The following is a 17,213-nucleotide window of genomic DNA, read 5'->3' as shown; positions in this document are numbered from 1 at the left end:
ACCACCCCCTCGGGGCGCCCCTGTCACGCGAGCGATCTATACAGACACTCGCGGCGTCTTTAACTTTTGACGCCTGGGGAATGGGGAGCACCACGAGTATGCGACGCGTCGCGCTCGGATGTCTGTTGGCGACGGCTGGTCTGGCGGTGGTGAGCGCCGCGACGGCCCTGTCGACTCGCGCCCCAGAAGAATTCAACCAGACCCTGACCTTGGCTGGCGGACCTGAGGCTGGCGGAGCGGACGTCCGCGCCCCGGTGGACGATCCCGATGCGCCGATCGCGACGGCGCGCTATGGCGGCGAGCGGTCTCGCGTCGCCGCCCCCATGGCCATCGCCGCCGAAACCCACGCCGTTCCGGCCGTGGCGACGGTGGCCCTTGCCGGCGGACCGCAAGACGTCAGCGTGGCCGGCGACGCGCCTGCCGTGGCCATCGCCGCCGCTCGGACAACCCCGCCTTCCGCTCCGGCCGCCGCGCGTCCGGCGGCGCGTATCCTGGCCGAGGCTTCGACCGCGCCGCGCCGTCCGGTGCTGGCCCTCACACGGGTCGAGCATCGCCGCCCGGCCGGCAAGATTCTGCAGATGCGGGTCGACGACCAGCCACTGGCCTTCACGCCCATGGGCCTGCAGTCGGGCGCGGTGAAGCGCCTGACCCTGAACGCCTCGAACCTGATGTCCAAGGCCAGCGCCTCGGCCGAGGATCTGCGCCGCGGTCGCTGGATGCTGTACGCCGCCAGCTCGGGCAAGGCCTACGGCCTGAACCTGATCCGCGACACCTTCGGCGGTTGGCGCAACGCCGGCTATAGCGAAGAGAAGATGGCCCGCTTCGGCAGCCGCCAGATCGGCGTGGGCTATCGCAAAGGCAATAGCCTGATCTCGCTGAGCGCGACGCGCCGCAAGCTCAATTCGATCGACTATTCCGACAAGGACACGGTCGTCGGCGTCAGCGTCTCGGTGCGCGGCCGCTAGGGTCCATATTCGATCGAAGCTTGGAGACCATAGAATTCAAGGCTTCCAGCGCTTGTCATCCCGGAAGCCTCGTAGAGGCTGTCCGGGACCCAGGGGCCGGCGCATTGCGGTTTCCCCTGGGTCCCTGCTCTCCGCTTCGCTGCGGGCGGCATGACAAGAAAGGGGCTGCTCCCTACTGCATCTGGCCGCTAGCCGCCTGTCTCGGTTCTGCAAGGATGTAATGCGCGCGCGTCTGGACCCTCGCCATTCAGGGGCGTAAAGCGCCCTCGTGTCCGATCCATCTCCCGCATCCTCCCCGCTCGCGACGCGCCTGATCTCGATCGCGGTGGCCAGCGCGCTCCTGATGGAGTTTATCGACTCCACGGCCCTGTCGACCGCCCTCCCCACCCTGGCCCACGCCTTCGCGGTCGATCCGATCCACCTGAAGCTGGCCCTGACTTCCTACATTCTCGCCCTGGCGGTGTTCACGCCGGCCAGCGGCTGGGCGGCGGAGCGGTTCGGGGCGCGACGGGTGTTCCTCTCGGCCATGACCGTCTTCCTGCTGGGCTCGGCCCTGTGCGGCCAGTCACGAAGCCTGGAGACCTTGGTCGCCTCGCGGATCGTCCAGGGGATCGGCGGGGCGATGATGACGCCGGTGGCGCGGTTGATCGTGGTGGGGTCCACGCCCAAGGACAAGCTGCTCACCGCCATGGGCTGGTTCACCATGCCCGCGCTCGTTGGGCCCTTGATCGGCCCGCCGATCGCCGGGCTCGTGCTCAGCGTCGCCGACTGGCCGTGGATCTTCTACATCAACCTGCCCGTCGGCCTGCTGGGCGTGATCGCCGTCATGCGCTTTGTCCCACGGAGCGAGCCCAAGCCTGACCTGGGCCGCTTCGACACCATCGGGTTCGTCCTGTCGGCCCTGGCGGTCAGCGGCCTTGTCGTGGTCGCCGAGACGGCCGGCGTGGGCCTGTTGCCGCCCTGGGCCCAGATCGCGTTGCTCGCGCTCTCGATCGCCTGCGGCTTTGTCTATCTGCGCATCGCCAAGCGAACCGGCCGCCCGATCCTGGACCTCACTCTCCTGCGCTACCCGACCTATCGCGCCAGCCTGGTCGGCGGGACGCTGGTGCGGCTGGGCATCGGCGCCAGTCCGTTCCTGATGCCCCTGCTGCTGCAGGTGGCGCTCGGCTGGAGCCCGCTGAAGGCCAGCTTCGTCACCCTGGCCACTGGCGTCGGCGTGCTGTCCGCGCGTCCGTTCGCGAGCAAGATTCTCAAGCGTTTCGGCTTCCGCACCGCCCTGACTGTGTTCGTCACCCTGACGGCGCTGTTCACCGCCGCGCCCGGCTTCTTCCGTCCGGCCACGCCCATGGCCGTGATGATGATCGCCCTGCTGCTGGGCGGCTTCTGTCGGTCCAACCAGTTCATCGCCACCAACACCATCGCCTATGCCGACGTGCCGGAAACCTCGACGGCGGCCGCCTCGACCCTATCGGCCGTGACGCAGCAGATCGGCCTGGCCCTCGGGGTCAGCTTCGGCGGCATGATGCTGCACCTGGCGCGCGGCGCGGGCGGCGCGCTGACGCCCGACCGCTTCACCTTCCCGTTCCTGGCGATCGGCCTGGTGACCCTGCTGGCCCTGCCCGTCTACCTGTCGCTGGACAAGGACGCCGGCGCGGCGATCAGTGGCCGCGATCGGGCGCCGGCCTAGGACTTGGTCCGGCGGCCGCCCCGCGAGTGGTTGGCGGTCATCGGATCCGGCTTCTTCGGCGGGACCCAGCCTTCGGGTTTGCGTGGTACGGGCTGGTCGGTGCCCAGGCCCATCCGACCGGGGACCTGACGCTGGAAGTACGACGCTTGCGGACGCTTCTCGACGTTCCGGACCAAGGCGCTGCGCTGGATGCCCTCGATCTCAACGCGAAGCCGGCCGGCCGTCTCGAAATCCTGAGCCGCGACGGCCTCTTCCAGCTGTTCCTTAAGTTCGTCGAGATGGGACATCGGCGCCTCCATGGGTCAGCTTCCATGGAGAACGCGCGAGGTCGTGGTTTAGCCGCGCGCCGCCGCGATGCGCGCGCGGGCGATCTCGTCGGCGACCAGGTTGGCCGGGCGTTTCTCGGCGATCGACTGGTCGATGACCTCGGCCAGGGTCTGGGCCAGGCGGTCCAGCTTGGCCGCCACCCAGTCGCCGTCGAAGGCGGCGCCCGCTTCCAGGCCCCGGATCTCGGCGGCCACGTTGATGATGCCGCCGCCGTTGATGACGTAGTCGGGGGCGTAGAGCACGCCGCGATCGAACACGGCCTGGCCGATCATGGCGTCGGCCAGCTGGTTGTTGGCCGCGCCGGCGATGATCCCGGCCTTCAAGCGCGGCAAGGTCGCCGCCGAGATCGCCCCGCCCAAGGCGCAGGGCGCGAAGACGTCAGCCTCGACGTCGAAGATGGCGTCGGTCGGCACGATCGTCGCGCCGGTCTTGGCGGCGACCGCGTTCAGGGCCGCCTGGTTGACGTCGGCGATGGTCAGGATCGCGCCGGCGGCGTGCAGCTTTTCCGCCAGATAGCCGCCGACATGGCCAACGCCCTGGATGGCGACGCGGACGCCCTTGAGATCACGGTTCAGGGCGCGCTCGACGCACAGCCGCACGCCGCGGAACACGCCCTCGGCGGTGACCGGCGACGGGTCGCCCGAGGCGGCGGCGTGACCTTCCAGGCCGGCGACGAAGCGGGTGGTCTTGCGGGTGCTTTCCAGGTCGGCCGGCGAGACGCCGACGTCCTCGGCGGTCCAGTACTTGCCGTTCAGGCTGTCGACCGCACGGCCGAAGGCCTCGAAGAGTTCCGGGGTCTTCTGGCTGCGGCTGTCGCCGATGATCACGGCCTTGCCGCCGCCCAGATCGAGCTCGGCCATGGCGTTCTTGTACGACATGCCGCGCGACAGGCGCAGGGCGTCGGTCACGGCGGCGTCGGCGCTGGAATAGTCCCACATGCGGCAACCGCCGGCGGCCGGGCCGCGCGCGGTCGAGTGGATCGCGACAATCGACTTCAGACCAGTTTTTTCATCGAAGAAAGCGTGGACGCCTTCATGTCCCTCGAAATCGGGGGAATCGAACAAGGTCATGCCGTCGGTCTCGCCTATGCCAGAATGAACGTGGCGGCTTTACGCCCCCTCGCCCCGCCTCACAACCCCGAAGACCGACGCGAGGGAGTCTTGCGTTTGGCCGGCTTGGGCGGATCCAACGCCGCCATCTCCGTCACGCTGGACGGAATGGGCGGCGCGCCCGAAGGCGGCCAAGGCCCCGGCGCGTCGCGCAGGAAGGCCTCGGCGTCGCCCCAGACATTGGCGGCCTGCCGGTCGACCAGCAGCAGGTGATAGCCCTTGGCGTAGTAGGCCGTCCGCGCGCCCGGCTTCAGGCGACCCACGGCCTCGACCGTCGGTTCGCGCGGGATGATGTGGTCGTTGGCGCCGTAGAACCACGCGACCGGGACATTGATCGCGCCCGTCGACTTCCAGGCCCGCTCCATCAGCCCGACTAGGCCGTAGATGGTGTCGGACCGCGCACCCCAGATCATCAGCGGGTCGCGACCCATGCGACGCAGCTCGTCGATATTGTCCGAGGCCATGACGTTGCGGACCAGCCAGTCCGGCGGCTTGACCACCCACTGGCCCAGCACGTGCGCGGTGACCCAAAGGCTCATGCGGTTGGGCAGCGGCTGGTTCGACCAGCCCCAAACGGCCGGGGCGAACAGCATCAGCTTGTCGACCGGCGGCGGATTGTCGGAGGCCATGGCGCTGACCGCCAGAGCGCCGCCCATGCTGACGCCAGCCAGGGCGACCTTCGCCCCCGGATGACGCTCGCGCACGACCGTCACCAGGGCCCGGACGTCGTCCAGCACCAGTTCGGTCGGCGCCCAGACGCCGCGCTCGGGCGAACGGCCAAAGCCCCGAACGTCCAGGGCGTAGGTCGCGATCCCCTTCCCCGCCCACCAGCCGGCGGCCAGGTGGAAGGCGTTCGAGTAGTCGTTCATGCCGTGCAGAGCGACGATCACCCACTCCGGCTCGCCCGTCGGCAGCCAGCGCATCAGGCCCAGGCGCGCGCCGTCGAAGCTCACGAAGGCGTCGGTCTCGATCCGAGGCCCGCGAAAGCCCAGGGGTCCAAGGCCTGGCCCTTGTCGCAGCGGCGCGCAGGCCGAGAGCACGGCGGCGGACGCGGTCAGGATCAGGGCGCGGCGGTTCATCGCCCCAGAATGTCCGCGACACGCTGGCGAAGGAAGGGAACGACGTCCTCCTCGAACCAGGGATTGCGCTTCAGCCAGGCGGTGTTGCGCCACGAAGGATGCGGCAGCGGCAGAACATTCGGGCCGAACTCGCGCCAGCGGGCGATGGTCTCGGTCATGGTCTTGCCGGTCCGGCCCGGCAGCGCCCAGGTCTGGGCGTAGCTTCCGACCAGCAGGGTCAGCTCGACGTTCGGCAGGCCCGCCAGCAATCGAGGTCGCCACATCGTCGCGCAGCGCGGCGGCGGCGGATAGTCGCCGCCCTTGGGATTGGTCCCCGGAAAGCAGAAGGCCATGGCCGCCACGCCGATCTCGGGCCGGCCATAGAAGGTCTCGCGGTCGACGCCCATCCACTGGCGCAGACGGTTGCCGGAAGGATCGTTGAACGGCAGGCCGGTCTCGTGGACCAGCCGCCCCGGCGCCTGACCGGCGATCAGGATGCGGGTCTCCGCGCGCACCCGCGTCACCGGCCGGGGAACATGCGGCAAGTACGGCGCGCACGCCCGGCAGGCGGCGATATCGGCCAGGATTTCGTCGAGCGGCATCAGCGGGATTTAGGCGCGCGCCTGCGGATGCCAAGCGTGACTAGTCTTCGTCGCCCTCGATATCGTCCGGGACGTTGTCCTCGAAGCTGGTCGGGTCGCCCTCAAGCCGCGTGCGGATGCGATAGACGCCGCGGAATTTCTCCGGATTGACCGGCTTGTTGTGGCGCAGGATCACGACCTTGCCCTCGCGGGCCAGTTCGATGGCGTTGGTGCGCACGTGGCCCAGCAGTTGCTGCCAACGCTCGGGCTGGATGGCCTTGGCGACGTTCATCGGGTCGATCGACTTGCCTTCGGGCAGCGCCGCCAGTTGAGACAGGATGGTGTCTTGGATCGGGGAGGTCATGAGCGCTCCCTTGCCATGGATTGTCAGCAGAGGCGAGAGCGTGGACAGGACTTGGCCGCTTGCGCCCAGCGCCGCGCCCTTCTAACTGAACAGCGATAAGAACAAGCGGAGGGGATGCGCCATGGACGGCGGAAACGAAATCTCGAGCGGCCCGCGCCTCGTCCAGGCGGGCGACTGGGCCGGCTGGAGCACGTGGTCGGGCATGGACCCGTTCGAGGACCAGTCTGGCCCCTTCTATTTCCGTGAAGACGAGAACGGCCGGGCCACCACCGCCTTCCGCGCCGAGACCAAGCACATGAACGGCGGCGGCTTCATGCACGGCGGCTGCATGATGACCTTCGCCGATTTCTCCCTGTTCGCGATCGCCTGGAAGGAACTGGCCGACAGCCGCGCGGTGACGGTCAGCCTGAACGGCGAATTCGTCGGCCCGGCCCGCCCCGGCGATCTGATCACCGGGACGGGCGAAGTGATCAAGGCCGGCGGCTCGCTGCTGTTCATCCGCGGCCTGATCTCGACCGGGACCGGACCGATGCTGAACTTCTCGGGCGTGGTGAAGAAGATCAGGGGGCGGGTCTAGGGGCGGGCATCCCGGCGGCCGCGGCGGGGCGCGCCAGCATTTCGGCCAGCCAGCGGTTGACGTGGACCAGATCCTCATCGGGTCGGAAGTCGATCATCCGGCCGAAGTCAACGCCCGTGACGGTGACGATGTCGGCGATGGTCACCCGCTCGCCGCCGATAAACGGGCTTTCCGCGAGTCGCGTGTCGAGAAACTTCAGCGCCCGCTTGGCGCCGGCGAGATTGTTCTCGCCGACCTCCCGCACCTGCTGCTCCAGGGCCGCCATATTGGGGTTGGTGTGTCGCACGGCGAGCGCCAGGGGCGTCACGATCATCATTTCCGTGCGCCGCTGCCACATCTCGATGACGGCGGCCTCCCGGGCGTCGCGCCCGAACATGTTCGGCTCGGGATACAGACTTTCCAGGTAGCGGCAGATGGCGACCGACTCGGTGATCACCGTCCCGTCGTCCAGCTCGAGGGCCGGCATATGGGCCACGCCAACCTTCGTCCGGTATTCAGGCGACTTGTGCTCGCCGCGCATGATCGACAGCGTCACCACCTCGATGTCGGTGATGCCCTTCTCGGCCATGAACCAGCGGACACGCCGAGGATTGGGCGCGCGGAGACAGTCGTAGAGTTTCAAAAGAAAATCCTCCCGGCTTTTGACCAGGAGGATGATCTCATTCCGCAGCGGAACGGAAGTGCGAGCTTTTACAGCCCGAACAGGCTCCGGGGCATCAGGCCGATCAGGGAGCCGGTCAGGCAAGTGGCCAGGAAGCCGGCCATCATCGCCTTCCAGACCAGGCTCAGCACCTCGGCGCGGCGTTGCGGCACCAGGACCGAGAAACCGGCGACGTTCATGCCGACCGAGCCGATGTTGGCGAAGCCGCACAGCGCATAGGTCATGATCATGCGCGTGCGCTCGTCCAGCGCAGCGCCGCCGACCTTGGCCAGCTGGATGAAGGCGGTGAACTCGGTGAGGATCAGCTTGACGCCCAGCAGGCCGCCGGCCGCGCCGGCTTCCTTCCAGGGCACGCCCATCGACCAGGCCAGCGGCGAGAAGACCACGCCCAGGCCGCGCGCAATGCTCATCGGCTGACCGCCGACCATCGGCATGGCGCCCAGGATCTTGTCGACCATGGTGGCCAGGGCGACGAAGACGATCAGGGTCGCGCCGACGTTCAGCGCGATCTGCAGGCCGTCGGTGGTGCCCTTCATCACCGCGTCGATCGAGGAGCCGTAGGTCTTGTCCTCGACCGAAAGATCCAGGTCGGCGCCCTTCTCCATCGGGTCGGACGGCACGATGATGCGCGCCAGCAGCACGCCGGCCGGGGCGGAGATGATCGAGGCGGTCAGCACGTGGGCGGCGGCGTTGGGCAGCACGCCGGCCAGGATGGTGGCGTAGGCGACCATGGTCGAGCCCGAGACGCAGGCCATGCCGACTGTGATCAGCATGAAGAGTTCCGAGCGGCTCAGCTTGTCGAGATACGCGCGAATGAAGATCGGGCCTTCGATCTGGCCCATGAAGATGGTTGCGGCGGTCGCCAGGGCCGGCGGTCCGCGCAGGCCCAGCGTCTTCTGGAAGATGAAGCCGAAGCCCTGGGCCAGCCACTTCAGGATCTTCCAGTGCCATAGCAGCGCCGACAGGGCGCAGACCACCAGGATCACCGGCATGACGCGGAAGGCGAAGATGAAGCCCGCGCCCGGATTGCTGACCGGATATGGCTGGTCGCCGCCGGCCAGGAAGCCGAACACGAAGGCGGTGCCGGCCTGAGTCGAGCTGGCCAATCCCTCGACGGCCCCGTTGACGCCCTGCAGCAGCTGGCGCGCCTGGGGCAGGCCGAACAGCACCACCACCAAAAGCACCTGCACGACAAGGGCGGCGATCGCCAGAACCCAAGGGAATCGCTTGCGATTCTCGGAAACGAGCCAGCAGAGGCCCAAAGTGAGCGCCAGACCCGCCAGGGCCTGAACGTTCTCGGGACGGAACATCAAGACGACAACCTTAAAAAGAGGCGACGCCCCCGCGACGCCGATCAAGGGGCGAAGAATGACACCAACTCCGCCGTCGCACGCAAGCAGGTTCGGGAAGGTTTGTTAAGGAAGGAGTCGATTGCCTAAGTCAGAAGCCACTTACTAACTCATCTCGCCATCCCAGACGGTCCCGACGGGCCATCCAGGATGGCAAGCTGGAGTTCTAGGCGGTCACGTTCGTGCCGCCGCTGACCGAACCGCCGCTCGACGACGCGGACGAGGTCGTCATCGCCGCGTCCAGCTGGGCCAGCAGCTTCTGCATCAGGTCGGCGGCGGCCGTGGAACCGGAGATCAGGCTGGCCAGGGTCGAGGACGCGTCGGTCCCCGTCGACTTGCCCTGCTCGAGCATGGCGGCGAACTCGCCGCCGCTCAGCGTCCCGTCGCCGTCCTGATCAGCGGTCTTGATCAGGTCGGAGGCGGCGCTGGTTCCGTTCGCACTGTCGCTGCTGTTGGCGGCGGCCAGTTCCTCGGCCGAGACCGTGCCGTCCTGGTTGGTGTCGAGACTCTCGAACACGCCGCTCGAAGCCGACGCCCCCTCCGCGCCGCCGGAGGGGGGCGGACCGTGGTGGTGGCCTTGCGCGCCGCGCGTCGCCTGGGTGGACGACTGGTTCGCGGCGGCCGTGGTGATCGCCGATGAGATCTCGCTCGACGACAGATTGCCGTCGCCGTCGGTGTCGAGGGCCGACATGATGTCCGACGCCATCTTGTCCTCGATCCCCTCGCCCTTCGCACCTTCAGGGGCGTTGGCGGCGAGGGCCGAGGAGAGTTCGCTGGCGCTCATCTTGCCGTCGCCGTCGGCGTCGCCGGCCTTCATCAGTGAGCTGGTCAGGTCGTCGACCGACTGGGTCGAAAGCAGCGACGAAAGCGTGTCGCCCTTGAAATGTTGGCCGGGGCCGCCGCTCCCGCGCATCGGCGGTGGGCCCTTCTCGCCTTCCGCCCCCTGCACATTTTGCCCGATGGACTGGAATTCGGTCAGCGAAAGCTGCCCATCGCCGTCAGCGTCCGCCGTCTTGAAGGCCGCCTGCTGCAGTTGGCGAAGCTGGGCCAGACTCGTCGATGAGCCAGCGCTGGTTACGGTCATAGTGCTCACCCTCTGTAGGGAGGCCGCCTGCGTGGGCGAGCCCCTTCCTCCGCGCCGCGTGTCGACGCCCGAGAGATCACGCGAGAAACAGTCCAGTTTTCAGCATGTTGCAGTTAAGACATGAGGCATTTCGCTGGCAAGGTTAACGCTGCACGGCCTGCGCGAGACAAGCTTTTACGGCTCGCGCGGAGCGCGTGCTACGGACCAGTCAGTTCGCGGACCAGGGCCGTGCGGTCGTAGACCTTCGTCAGCGCCTCGACGATGGCCGCGGACGACACCGACACCGTCCGGTTCTTGGTTCCGTCGTAGCCGTAAGCGCCGCCAAGCGAATGGATGTTGCCATCGAAGGCCAAGCCGAGCATCCGCCCCTTGGCGTCCAACACCGGCGAGCCGGAATTGCCGCCGATGATGTCGTTGGTGCTGACGAAGTCGAACACCGTGCCGGATTTCAGATCGTCCTTGGCGTCGAGCCAGCGCGGGGCGGCGGCGAACGGTTCGGCGCCGGTGATGCGGTCGTAGAAGCCTGCGAAGGTGGTGACGGCCGCAACCGCCCGCCCCTGCTCGCGCCAACCGGCGACCTGGCCAAAGGACAGGCGCAGCGAGAAGGTGGCGTCCGGATAGACCGCGTCGCCCAGCACGGCGAAACGGGCTCGGGCGATCTTCTCCGCCGCCTTGTCGACCGGTCCCGAGACCTCGGCCTCGTAGGCGGCGCGGGCCGCGCGGGCCAGCGGATCGACGCGGCGGACGAACTGGATCAACGGGTCGTCCGAGGCCTCGATGGCTTCCAGCCCGCCTGTCCACAGCGCCTCACGCACGGCCGGATCGCCGAGCCGGCTTTCGGCTAGGCGTTCGGCGATGGCTTCGGGGCTCTCATGGCCCAGCAGGGCCCGGACCTGCGGCGCGTCGACGGTCAGGACCTCGCGGGTCTTCAGCAGCCAGTGCTCCAGATAGACCCGCTCCAGCACCGGATCGACCGGCGGCAGGTCGGCCAGCCTGCGTTCGATCATCGGCAGGCGGCTGTCGGCGTATTCGGGCAGCCGCGAGGCGTTGGGCTTGGTCCGCTCCTGCGCCGCCTGGACCAGCAGGCGGGCATAGTAGAAGAGATCCGAACCGCCGCCCGCCCCGCTCTCCAGCATCCGCCAGGCCGGATAGAGCTCGGCCGCCTGGGCTTGAGCCTCGGCGATCTGGTCCCAGGCCGCGCCGGTCTCCGCCGCCAGTTTCGGATCGGCGGCCACCTTGGCGCGCAAGGCGTCCTCGGCCGCGCGCTTGGCGGCCAAGAAGGCCTGGTCGTTAAGCGCGGCCTGCTTGCCCAGCCCCGCCTTGTAGCCGTTCTCGACCCAGGCCAGGCCTTGCGCCGCGGCGCGAGCGTGATCGTCGTCCTGTTGACGTAGCTGGATCAGGCGGCCGCGCAGTTCGGCCCGTTGCAGCTGCTGCATCGGCAGGACGAGGTCGCGCTGGGTCTCCAGCTGGGAAACCGTCAGCTGCCGGTCGGTCGCGCCGGGATTGCCGACCACGAAGGTCGGCTCGCCCTCGACCGGGGCGCTGGTCCGCAAATGCAGGAAGCCCGGCGTCGCGGCCGGTTGGCCGTCGGCATAGAGCCGCACGAACGCCGCATCGAGCGCGTAGCGGGGGAAGTTGTAGTTGTCGGGGTCGCCGCCGAAAGCCGCCGAGGCCCTTTCCGGCGCGAAGACCAGGCGCACGTCGTCGTAGCGCCGGTACTTGTAGACCTTGTACTGGCCGCCCCGGAAAAAGCTGATCGCCTGGCAGCGCAGGCTCTGGTCCTGGCCGCAGGCGGCCAGTTCGGCGAGCGCCAAAGCGCCCTCTCGGGCCTGGACGAAGTCGCGGCCGCCCTTGCCCTCCACCGCCGCCCGCACCTGGTCGGTCACGTCGGTGATCGTCAGCAGCACCTCGGCCCGCAGGCCGGCGCATTTGCGCTCGTCCTCGCGCCCGTCGGTCAGGACGCCGTCCTTGACGTGGTCGCTGCCGTCGTCCGAGAGGGCCTGGGCGCAGTCGGCGACGCAGTGGGCGTTGGTGGCGACGAGGCCCTCGGGACTGACGATCCCACCCGAGCAGCCATTGGTCAGCCGCACCGCCGCGGCCTGGGCGGCGTCCAGCCAGACCTGGTCCAAGACGACGCCATAGGCCTGTCGGATCGCCTCGACCGGGACCTTGTCGAAGGTCCACATCCCCTCGTCCGCCCGCGCCGATCCCGTCGCGGCCAGCGCAAGGGCCAGGACGCTGATATGGGCGGACGCTGTACGAAGAACCGTCATGAACCCGTGGGTCGCTGCACTCTCCCTTGCCGCTTAACGCCGGCGCCGGGGACTAGCCAGCCTCCTTCCGCGCACCTGTACAATATTTCATGCCCGCAACGCCGCCTTACCCCGATTTAACTTGGCCGCTCGGTGATCGCCGTTCATTGCTGCAACCGTCGGTTTGGGGGAGCTAGAGTCCGAATGTCGTTGGCCTTGGCCACTCTTCTCTATGAGTGGCGTCGTTACATGGCGGCCGTGGTCGCCCTCGCCTTCTCGGGCCTTCTCGTCCTGGCGCAGGTCGGCATGTTCGTCGGCATCGGCAAGGGCTTCACCGCCCAGATCGACCGCGCGCGCGCCGACATCATGGTGCTGGGCCCGGGCGCCAAGGCGCTGTTCGGCGGCCCATCGGGCCTGCCGCGCCGCATGATCCCGCTGGTCTACAGCCATCCCGAGGTCACCCAGGTGGCGCCGCTGGACGGCTCCGGCGGCCGCTTCCAGAACATCCTCAGCCCCGAGCAGCAGGCCAAGGAAGAGGCCCGCGCCAAGAAGGCCGGCAAGGGTAAGGGCAAGGGTGGCGGCGGCGCTGGCGGCTCGGCCCGCAAGAGCGAGTTCGTCAACGTCACGGTGATCGACGCGATCCCCGGCTATGTGACCGTGCCCACCGACTACACCCAGTCGATGATCGAGGCCCTGCGCCGCCCCTACGCCGTGGCGGTGGACGAGACGGCCCTCAAGCGCCTGGGCGTCAAGAAGGGCGACAAGGCCCTCTATAATGGCAAGACCATCAATATCGCCGTCGTCACCCGCGGCTATCCGAACATCATCCAGCCTACCCTGGTAATGTCGCGCGACACCCTGCGGATGCTGGGCGAGGCCGACACCGGCCAGCGCGTCGGCCCGCTGATGGTCGAGATCCAGGATCCCTCGCGCGCCGAGATCGTCGCGGCCCAGCTCAACAAGAAGGCCGACGGCAAGTTCCGCGCCTGGACCCGCCAGGAGCTGGCCGACGCCAATTCCGGCGCCATGCTGGACGACCAGATCATCGGCATCATGCTGGGCTTCTCGGCCTTCCTGGGCCTGCTGATCGGCGTGGCCATCACCTGGCAGACCCTGCGCGGCGCGATCATGGCCAACATCAAGGAGTTCGCCTCCCTGCGCGCCCTGGGCGTCTCGATGGGCGACCTGCGCAACATCGTCATGGAGCTATCCTTCTGGGTCGGCATCGTCGGGGTGCTGGCCGCGGGCCTGCTGACCTGGCTGGTCTCGCTGCTGGCCGTGGCCGGCGGCGTGCCGATGTATTTCCCGCCGACGCTGGTGATCATCGTCGCCGTGTTCCTGATCGTCATCGCCATGCTCTCCGGCTTCCTGTCGCTGGGCATCCTCAAGAACAGCCAGCCGGCGGACCTGCTGCGATGAGCAACGATCACAGCCACAAGCGCGGCCAGAGCGCGCTCACCGCCAAGGGTCTGGTCAAGCGGTTCAAGACCGGCCGGACCTTCATCGAGGTGCTCAAGGGCGTGGACTTCGACGCCAAGCACGGCGACGTGACCATGGTCATGGGCCCCTCTGGCTCGGGCAAGTCGACCCTGGTCGCCGCGCTCTCCGGCCTCTTGATGCCCGACGAGGGCAAGGTCTCGGCCTTGGAGGCCAAGGACCTGTGGGCCCTGCCGAAAGGCAAGATCGACAAGTTCCGCCTCGACCACTGCGGCTTCATCTTCCAGGGCTTCAACCTGTTCCCGGCCCTGACGGCCAAGCAGCAGGTGATGACGGTCCTGAAGTACCAGGACGTCGGTCCCGGCGAGGCCGCGCGCCGCGCTCAGGCGGCGCTGGAGTCCGTGGGCCTGGGCCCGCGCGTCAACCAGCGCCCCTCGGAACTGTCGGGCGGCGAGAAGCAGCGCGTGGCCATCGCCCGCGCACTGGCCAAGAACCCGAACCTGATCTTCGCGGACGAACCGACCTCGGCCCTCGACGGCAAGAGCGGCGAGATCGTGATCAAGCTGCTGCGCGCGGCCGCCACCGAGCGCGGCGCGGCGGTGATCTGCGTGACCCACGACCCGCGGCTCGAGGCCTATGCCGACCGCGTCATCCACATCGAAGACGGCCGGATCCTGGACGACGTGCGTAGAACGCCCGACGCCAATCCCGCGTCGCTCAGCCACTGATTTCCTGGGGGAACCTTAGAATGCCCGCGTTTCTGCGCCGACCCGCCTTCTGGATCGCCATCGTTGTCGTCGTACTGCTCGGCGGCGGCTTCTTCTACATGAAGGGCCAGGCGGCCGAGAAGAAGAAGAAGCTCGAAGCCGCCGCCGCCCAGGAGGAGCCCTCCCCCTACGCGGCCATCGCCCAGGGCAAGGCCGACGTCGAGGGCGGCGTGATCCAGGTGGCCGCGCGCCGCCAGGGCATCGTCCGCGAGGTCTACGTCCAGGAAGGCGACCAGGTCGTCGCCGGCCAGCCCCTGGCCAAGCAGGAAGACGACGAGCCGCGCCTGGCCGCCCAGACGGCCACGGCCAACCTCGCCTCGGCCCGGGCCCAGCTGGCGCTGTATCAGGTGCAGCTGCGAACGGCCCAGCGCGAGTACAAGCGCCTGCAAGGCCTGGCCGCCTCGAACTACGTCGCCGCCCAGAAGCTCGACGCCGCCCAGGACGCGATCTCGCAGGCCAACGCCAATATCGGCGCCCAGTCGGCCGCGATCCAGGTCGCCGGCGCCCAGCTCAGCCAGTCGAGGTACCAGCAGGAGCTGACGGTGATCCGCGCGCCGGCCAATGGCCGCATCGCCCGCCGCTACGCCAATCCGGGCGCCGGCGCCTCGACCCTGAACGTCACCTCGATGTTCGACCTTGAGCCCAACACCCAGCGCATCGTCCGCGCCGAGATCGTCGAGGCCGACATCCCCAACGTGACCCCCGGCCAGGAAGTCGAGATCCAGCCGGAAGGCGATCCCGACAAGACCTATGTCGGCAAGGTCCTGCGCACCGCCCGCGTGTTCGGCGCCCGCAAGCTGGCCTCGGATGACCCCAGCCAGCGCAGCGACGAACGCGTCGTCGAGGTCGTGGTCAGCGCCGACAGCGCCCCCTTCCTGGTCGGCCAGCGCGTGCTGGTGAAGTTCATGAAGCCCGGCCAGAAGGCTGGCGTGAAGCGCGACAAGCCGACCCAGCCGGTGGCCGGCGGAATGACGAAGAAGAAGGCCTAGGACGGAGGCGGGCGGTCCCAAAGGATTCCCTTTCCGGCGGAGAGGGAATCCAAGAGGGTCTTTTAAGCAGCGCCCGTCGCGCTTCGAGGTGCGGCCACGTCCCCGTCGGAGGTTCGCCGACCTAGAAGTAGGCGGCGTTCTCCAGGTCCTCGGCCAGGCTCGGGCCGATGGGCGTCCAACCCAAGGCCTCGCGTGTCCAGGCGGCCGAGGTCGCCGCGTCCATGCCGGCGAACATGGCGAACCAGCCGAAATGCTCGCTAGGGCGGCTTTCGACGGGAAGGGACAGGCCCTTCCCGATCGCGGCGGCGATGTCCTTGAACAGGACGGCCTCCTCGGCGACGGCGTGATAGCGCTCGCCGCCCGCACCGCGCTCGATGGCGAGACGGTAGAGGCGGGCGGCGTCCGAACGATGGACAGCCGACCACCGGTTGTTTCCCTCGCCGATATAGGCCGCCACGCCCTTTTCGCGGGCCAGAGCGATCAGCATCGGCACGAAGCCGTGGTCGCCCGCGCCGTGCGTCGTCGGCGCGAGACGAACGACCGAGGCGCGAACCCCCTTCGCGACCAGGTCATCGGCCCCGCTTTCCGACATGCGCGGCGACGGGCCCGACGGCCGGTCCGCCTCGGTCGCGACGCGGCCTTGCGCCAGCATGGCCGTTCCGGAGGTCACCAGGATCGGCTTGGTCGTGCCTTCCAGCGCGCCGCCCAGGACCTCGATGGCGCGGCGGTCCTGCCGAGCGTTTTCGGCGAACTTCGAGAAGTCATGATTGAACGCGGTGTGGATCACGCCGTCACAGCCGGCCGCGGCGCGGGCCAGGACGTCGTGGTCATCGAGCGTGCCGCGCGCGACCTCGGCCCCGGCCGCTTCCAGCTGGCCTGCGCCGGCGTCGGAGCGCGACAAACCCAGAACCCGATGCCCGTGGGCGATCAACTCCTGGACGACGGCCGAGCCGACGAATCCGGTGGCGCCGGTGACGAAAACACGCATGGGAGAGACCTCGAAGGATTTCACTTCGGTCAGCCTGCGCGCTAATATTATCCTGTTAAAGTAGTGAGATTATACAGGTATAAGGCCTAACAGGATGAACGCGCCCCTCCTCGGCGAAAACAAGCTCGGCGCCTATCTGCGTGATCGCCGGGCCCGACTGGACGCCGCCGCCCTGGGCTTTTCCAGCCCGCGCCGCCGCACGCCGGGCCTGCGCCGCGAGGAGGTCGCCCAGCGCGCCCACATCAGCGCCACCTGGTACACCTGGCTTGAACAGGGTCGCGGCGGAGGTCCGTCGGCCGACGTTCTGGACCGCATCGCCCGCGCTTTGATGTTGACCGAAGTCGAGCGCGAGCACCTGTTCCTGCTGGGCCTGGGTCGACCGCCGGAGGTCCGCTACCGCCAGGCCGAAGGCGTGTCGCCGCGCCTGCAGCGGGTGCTCGACGCGCTGGACCCCAGCCCGGCCATGATCAAGACCCTGACCTGGGATGTCGTGGCCTGGAACCGCGCCGCCACCGTGGTGTTGGCCAACTACGGCGATCTGCCGGTCGAGGAGCGCAATATCCTGCGGCGCATCTTCTGCGATCCGCGGTCCCGGGCGCTCAACGAGGAATGGGAGCACGTGGCCCGCTTCGTGGTCGCCGCCTTCCGCGCCGATGTCGCGCGCGCCGGGGCGGGGGCCGAGACCTCGGTCAACGCCTTGGTCGACGAACTCAGCCGGCGCAGTCCCGACTTCGCGGCCATGTGGGCGGAAAACGACGTCCGCTACTACGGCGATGGCGTCAAACACCTTCGCCACCCGGCCCTGGGCCAGATCGCCTTCGAATACTCCGCCTTCGCGATCGACGGCCGGCCGGACCTGGGGATGATCGTCTACACTCCGGCGACGCCGGAAGAGTTCGAGCGGGTGCGGGCGTTGGTGGCGGCGGGTTGAGCCGACTTCCCCCAAGGGTCGAGGATAGGCGCGCCCATCTCCAAGGTTCGACCTATCGAATGCAGCCAATTTAATGCGAGGGAGGGC

General features: G+C 68.4%; 17 protein-coding genes. 7 read left to right on the top strand and 10 right to left on the bottom strand.

The genetic code is table 11. The features are described from left to right. Positions 1-125 precede the first annotated feature (125 nt). Positions 126-965, top strand: a complete 840-nt coding sequence (locus EIK80_RS08200; protein ID WP_233586491.1) for a hypothetical protein — start codon at positions 126-128, stop codon at positions 963-965. Positions 966-1,233: 268 nt separating this feature from the next. Continuing rightward, positions 1,234-2,652, top strand: coding sequence for an MFS transporter (locus EIK80_RS08195; RefSeq protein WP_233586489.1), 1,419 nt, complete (start codon positions 1,234-1,236; stop codon positions 2,650-2,652). Here the strand turns inward: EIK80_RS08195 and EIK80_RS08190 are convergent. Genes EIK80_RS08190 through EIK80_RS08170 form a run of 5 tightly spaced genes read right to left on the bottom strand, consistent with a single transcriptional unit; the run spans position 2,649 to position 6,091 of the window. Continuing rightward, on the bottom strand, positions 2,649-2,939 hold the full coding sequence (locus EIK80_RS08190) for a UvrB/UvrC motif-containing protein (protein ID WP_125156463.1): 291 nt from the start codon (positions 2,937-2,939) through the stop codon (positions 2,649-2,651). The two genes, EIK80_RS08195 and EIK80_RS08190, sit on opposite strands and share 4 nt — an antisense overlap. A gap of 48 nt (positions 2,940-2,987) precedes the next feature. Beyond that, a complete protein-coding gene (locus EIK80_RS08185) occupies positions 2,988-4,049 on the bottom strand; it encodes a Glu/Leu/Phe/Val dehydrogenase (protein ID WP_125156462.1) in 1,062 nt (353 codons plus the stop codon). Positions 4,050-4,108: 59 nt separating this feature from the next. Beyond that, positions 4,109-5,167, bottom strand: coding sequence for an alpha/beta hydrolase (locus EIK80_RS08180; RefSeq protein ID WP_125156461.1), 1,059 nt, complete (start codon positions 5,165-5,167; stop codon positions 4,109-4,111). After that, the gene (locus tag EIK80_RS08175) at positions 5,164-5,748 is read right to left on the bottom strand and encodes a uracil-DNA glycosylase family protein (RefSeq protein ID WP_125156460.1); all 585 of its coding nucleotides are present in this window, start codon (positions 5,746-5,748) and stop codon (positions 5,164-5,166) included. Before EIK80_RS08175 ends, EIK80_RS08180 begins: the two co-directional genes overlap by 4 nt. Before the next feature lie 40 nt (positions 5,749-5,788). Further along, positions 5,789-6,091 carry a DUF3253 domain-containing protein gene (locus EIK80_RS08170; protein WP_125156459.1) on the bottom strand — a complete coding sequence of 101 codons (303 nt, stop codon included), beginning with the start codon at positions 6,089-6,091 and terminating at the stop codon, positions 5,789-5,791. A gap of 121 nt (positions 6,092-6,212) precedes the next feature. On the opposite strand from EIK80_RS08170, the gene EIK80_RS08165 reads away from it, so the two are divergent. Continuing rightward, positions 6,213-6,668 carry a PaaI family thioesterase gene (locus EIK80_RS08165; RefSeq protein WP_125156458.1) on the top strand — a complete coding sequence of 152 codons (456 nt, stop codon included), beginning with the start codon at positions 6,213-6,215 and terminating at the stop codon, positions 6,666-6,668. Here the strand turns inward: EIK80_RS08165 and EIK80_RS08160 are convergent. The 4 genes from EIK80_RS08160 to EIK80_RS08145 all read right to left on the bottom strand — a co-directional run bounded on the left by EIK80_RS08160 (position 6,652) and on the right by EIK80_RS08145 (position 12,035). Beyond that, positions 6,652-7,290: a glutathione S-transferase family protein gene (locus EIK80_RS08160; protein WP_125156457.1), complete on the bottom strand. Its 639-nt coding sequence runs from the start codon at positions 7,288-7,290 to the stop codon at positions 6,652-6,654. The two genes, EIK80_RS08165 and EIK80_RS08160, sit on opposite strands and share 17 nt — an antisense overlap. Positions 7,291-7,358: 68 nt before the next feature. Next, positions 7,359-8,639 (bottom strand): NupC/NupG family nucleoside CNT transporter, encoded by a 1,281-nt coding sequence (locus tag EIK80_RS08155; RefSeq protein ID WP_125156456.1) that lies wholly within the window; start codon positions 8,637-8,639, stop codon positions 7,359-7,361. Positions 8,640-8,844: 205 nt separating this feature from the next. Beyond that, the gene (locus EIK80_RS08150) at positions 8,845-9,762 is read right to left on the bottom strand and encodes an EF-hand domain-containing protein (protein WP_125156455.1); all 918 of its coding nucleotides are present in this window, start codon (positions 9,760-9,762) and stop codon (positions 8,845-8,847) included. A 197-nt stretch (positions 9,763-9,959) separates the two neighbouring features. After that, a complete protein-coding gene (locus EIK80_RS08145; RefSeq protein WP_125156454.1) occupies positions 9,960-12,035 on the bottom strand; it encodes a S46 family peptidase in 2,076 nt (691 codons plus the stop codon). Between the two features lie 183 nt (positions 12,036-12,218). Between EIK80_RS08145 and EIK80_RS08140 the strand changes: the two genes are divergently transcribed. The 3 genes from EIK80_RS08140 to EIK80_RS08130 are packed head-to-tail and all read left to right on the top strand — an operon-like array spanning position 12,219 to position 15,207. Then, positions 12,219-13,433, top strand: coding sequence for an ABC transporter permease (locus tag EIK80_RS08140; protein ID WP_125156453.1), 1,215 nt, complete (start codon positions 12,219-12,221; stop codon positions 13,431-13,433). Beyond that, on the top strand, positions 13,430-14,179 hold the full coding sequence (locus EIK80_RS08135; RefSeq protein ID WP_125156452.1) for an ABC transporter ATP-binding protein: 750 nt from the start codon (positions 13,430-13,432) through the stop codon (positions 14,177-14,179). Before EIK80_RS08140 ends, EIK80_RS08135 begins: the two co-directional genes overlap by 4 nt. A 20-nt stretch (positions 14,180-14,199) precedes the next feature. Continuing rightward, positions 14,200-15,207: an HlyD family secretion protein gene (locus EIK80_RS08130; RefSeq protein WP_125156451.1), complete on the top strand. Its 1,008-nt coding sequence runs from the start codon at positions 14,200-14,202 to the stop codon at positions 15,205-15,207. Between the two features lie 121 nt (positions 15,208-15,328). On the opposite strand, the gene EIK80_RS08125 is transcribed toward EIK80_RS08130, so the two are convergent. Continuing rightward, the gene (locus EIK80_RS08125) at positions 15,329-16,195 is read right to left on the bottom strand and encodes an SDR family oxidoreductase (protein ID WP_125156450.1); all 867 of its coding nucleotides are present in this window, start codon (positions 16,193-16,195) and stop codon (positions 15,329-15,331) included. Positions 16,196-16,289: 94 nt separating this feature from the next. Here EIK80_RS08125 and EIK80_RS08120 point away from each other — a divergent pair, with 94 nt between their 5' ends. Continuing rightward, a complete protein-coding gene (locus EIK80_RS08120; RefSeq protein ID WP_125156449.1) occupies positions 16,290-17,126 on the top strand; it encodes a helix-turn-helix transcriptional regulator in 837 nt (278 codons plus the stop codon). Positions 17,127-17,213: the final 87 nt, after the last annotated feature.

This window comes from Caulobacter sp. 602-1, from assembly GCF_003931565.1.
In the GTDB taxonomy this organism is placed as follows: domain Bacteria; phylum Pseudomonadota; class Alphaproteobacteria; order Caulobacterales; family Caulobacteraceae; genus Caulobacter.
The sequence above is the reverse complement of the archived record's forward strand: the minus strand, read 5'-3'. Positions and strand labels throughout refer to the sequence as shown.

Excerpts from the sequence above, each read along its gene's own strand:
- EIK80_RS08135 (WP_125156452.1), top strand. The coding sequence starts at position 13,430 with ATGAGCAACGATCACAGCCACAAGCGCGGCCAGAGCGCGCTCACCGCC.
- EIK80_RS08165 (WP_125156458.1), top strand. The coding sequence starts at position 6,213 with ATGGACGGCGGAAACGAAATCTCGAGCGGCCCGCGCCTCGTCCAGGCG.
- EIK80_RS08180 (WP_125156461.1), bottom strand. The coding sequence starts at position 5,167 with ATGAACCGCCGCGCCCTGATCCTGACCGCGTCCGCCGCCGTGCTCTCG.
- EIK80_RS08190 (WP_125156463.1), bottom strand. The coding sequence starts at position 2,939 with ATGTCCCATCTCGACGAACTTAAGGAACAGCTGGAAGAGGCCGTCGCG.
- EIK80_RS08170 (WP_125156459.1), bottom strand. The coding sequence starts at position 6,091 with ATGACCTCCCCGATCCAAGACACCATCCTGTCTCAACTGGCGGCGCTG.
- EIK80_RS08125 (WP_125156450.1), bottom strand. The coding sequence starts at position 16,195 with ATGCGTGTTTTCGTCACCGGCGCCACCGGATTCGTCGGCTCGGCCGTC.
- EIK80_RS08145 (WP_125156454.1), bottom strand. The coding sequence starts at position 12,035 with ATGACGGTTCTTCGTACAGCGTCCGCCCATATCAGCGTCCTGGCCCTT.
- EIK80_RS08120 (WP_125156449.1), top strand. The coding sequence starts at position 16,290 with ATGAACGCGCCCCTCCTCGGCGAAAACAAGCTCGGCGCCTATCTGCGT.
- EIK80_RS08140 (WP_125156453.1), top strand. The coding sequence starts at position 12,219 with ATGTCGTTGGCCTTGGCCACTCTTCTCTATGAGTGGCGTCGTTACATG.
- EIK80_RS08130 (WP_125156451.1), top strand. The coding sequence starts at position 14,200 with ATGCCCGCGTTTCTGCGCCGACCCGCCTTCTGGATCGCCATCGTTGTC.
- EIK80_RS08150 (WP_125156455.1), bottom strand. The coding sequence starts at position 9,762 with ATGACCGTAACCAGCGCTGGCTCATCGACGAGTCTGGCCCAGCTTCGC.
- EIK80_RS08175 (WP_125156460.1), bottom strand. The coding sequence starts at position 5,748 with ATGCCGCTCGACGAAATCCTGGCCGATATCGCCGCCTGCCGGGCGTGC.
- EIK80_RS08185 (WP_125156462.1), bottom strand. The coding sequence starts at position 4,049 with ATGACCTTGTTCGATTCCCCCGATTTCGAGGGACATGAAGGCGTCCAC.
- EIK80_RS08155 (WP_125156456.1), bottom strand. The coding sequence starts at position 8,639 with ATGTTCCGTCCCGAGAACGTTCAGGCCCTGGCGGGTCTGGCGCTCACT.